The 2,061-nt window shown below is 64.7% G+C and carries 3 protein-coding genes and 1 pseudogene; all 4 read right to left on the bottom strand.

Going from position 1 to position 2,061, the window contains the following annotated elements; genetic code table 11:
* Positions 1-62 (bottom strand): annotated as a pseudogene (gene rpmF, locus FrCorBMG51_RS28680) (50S ribosomal protein L32); the annotation flags it as partial.
* Positions 63-198: 136 nt separating this feature from the next.
* Positions 199-450 carry a cytochrome C oxidase subunit IV family protein gene (locus FrCorBMG51_RS21930; RefSeq protein WP_157180620.1) on the bottom strand — a complete coding sequence of 84 codons (252 nt, stop codon included), beginning with the start codon at positions 448-450 and terminating at the stop codon, positions 199-201.
* 17 nt (positions 451-467) lie between these two features.
* A complete protein-coding gene (locus FrCorBMG51_RS21925) occupies positions 468-1,154 on the bottom strand; it encodes a cytochrome c oxidase subunit 3 family protein (RefSeq protein ID WP_086055614.1) in 687 nt (228 codons plus the stop codon).
* Complete coding sequence (locus tag FrCorBMG51_RS21920) at positions 1,144-1,917, bottom strand: hypothetical protein (protein ID WP_157180619.1); 774 nt, start codon at positions 1,915-1,917, stop codon at positions 1,144-1,146. Before FrCorBMG51_RS21920 ends, FrCorBMG51_RS21925 begins: the two co-directional genes overlap by 11 nt.
* Positions 1,918-2,061: the final 144 nt, after the last annotated feature.

Below are 2,061 nucleotides of genomic sequence, written 5' to 3'. Positions count from 1 at the left end.
CCCCACCGGGCTCGGCGGGTACGGGTGTTGGACCGTGAGGTCCGCCGTTTCGGAACGGCCATCAGCATTCCCCTCCGGTGGACGACGGACGGCCCGCGACGAGTGGCGGAGCGCTCGGGGCCGGCCTCACCAGCTCGACTTCCGGATCCCGGGCAGTTGGCCGGCGTGCGCCGCGCATTCATGAACCAGCCGAACGGATCAGCTGAAGCCGACTATGAGTCCCCACACCACGACGATCCAGCCGTGGAAGGCGAGTTTCAGCGCGAACGGAGCGTGCCTGAGCTCCATGAAGTGCATGCCGACGAGGTGGAGCTTCGCCGCGACGACAGTCATGATGAATGCTGTCGTGGCTACGCCGCGGGCGCTTTCGGACTCGGCGAACCACGACGAGCCGGCCGTCAGCAGCAGGAGCCCGACGAACACCAGCCGGACCAACTGGCCCGGGGTCACCGCGCGCAGGCGCGAACTCAGATGAGATAGAGCAGCGGGAACAGGACGATCCATAGTATGTCCACCATGTGCCAGTAGGACGCGCACGCCTCGACCGTCGTGGTCTTCGGATGGCGTGCCGGGTTTCTCGTCATCTTCCGCAGAAATGCGAGCACACACATACCGACGGCGACGTGGAGAGCGTGTATTCCGGTCAGTACGTAGTAGTACATGTAGAACGCGTCCGTCGCGGGGGAAATACCGGCGTGCAGCTTCTCGCTGTATTCCAGGACCTTTCCGCCCATGAATCCAAGGCCGCAGAGCAGCCCCAGCGTGAAGAACTTCGACGCCCGGCCGAACCCGCTGGCCCGGACCGCCTGGACGGCCTGCACGACGAACAACGAGCTCGCCAGGAGAATTATCGTGTTGACGAGCCCGATCGTGATGTTCAGATGCTGCTGTGACCGGGCGAACAGCTCCCGGTCACCAGCACGGGCGTCCATGAAGATCGCAAAGAACACTCCGAACATCGACATCTCGCCGAGGACGAGAACCCAGACGCCAACCTCACCGGGCACGTGTGGGGCATGGCTGCCCTCACCGGGTACAGGTGGAACATGGCCGTCCTCACCAGGCGCACGCGGGGCGTGGCCCCGCGGTTCGGGAGCCTCGACCCGGGTGCCCGACGACGGCGAGTACACCGACGTCGACCGTTCAACCCGCATGCGCGCCCGAGGCGTTCTCAAGCCGCCGCGTCTGCTCCTCGACCGTCCCGCGATAGGTGGCCCAGGCCATCACGAGCAGCCACACACCGAATATGAACAGCGGAATCCAGAACACCAGCACGCCGTGGTAGGCGAACGGCCCCGTCTTGAAGAACAGCATCAGGATCACTGCCAGGAAGAGGAAGCACTCCAGCACGTTGAAGTAGGCCACCCAGCGCGGGAAGACCGGTTTCGGCCCGGTGTCCAGCAGCACCGCCAGCGCAATGGCGCCGCTCTGCAGGACGAACGGCATGAACGGCATGAACAGCAGGATCCAGCCCAGGTCGTGCAGTGTCTGCGTCGTCTCGGGGCTGCGCTCCGGGCGGAACGAGGCGGCCGCCAGGACGAGCATCGGCACCCACAGGAACTGCCAGGCCGCCAGTCCGGAACCGAACTGCAGGTAGGCCAGGCTCTTCTGCTCAGGACGAATACGTAACATCTGGCGCAGGATCACCGTGATCAGTGGACCCCAGACCATGAATCCGATCAACGTCAGAATGATCCCGAAACGGATGAGATTCGTGTCGTCCCGGTAGAACTCGGCGACCTCCTCAGCGGACCAGTTGGCGGGCACCGCCGGAATGTAGCCGGCAATCAACAGGCCCAGAAACATGAAGACCACGCCGACCGGCACAATTGCCGAGGAGACACGTTCGATTCGGTCGCTGGCCGTGAGACGCGCCGGTGACTCCGTGGGCGTCGATGGGTTCACAGTGAGTGTCAACAGATCTCCTCAGAGAGTAGGGACCTGACACCGCAGGCCTTGCCCTGGCCGGAGCGGGACGGGAAGCGCACTGGCCGGCCATGTCGTCGACCTCGTCCAGGTGGACGCTCTTGAGCGGATGCGGCGGCTGGAGCCCCGCCGAGC

Origin of the sequence: Protofrankia coriariae (genome assembly GCF_001017755.1) — a bacterium.
In the GTDB taxonomy this organism is placed as follows: Bacteria; Actinomycetota; Actinomycetes; order Frankiales; family Frankiaceae; genus Protofrankia; species Protofrankia coriariae.
This window is presented reverse-complemented; position numbering and strand designations above follow the sequence as displayed.

Coding starts and splice junctions, on each gene's coding strand:
- FrCorBMG51_RS21925 (WP_086055614.1), bottom strand. CDS start 1,154: ATGCGGGTTGAACGGTCGACGTCGGTGTACTCGCCGTCGTCGGGCACC.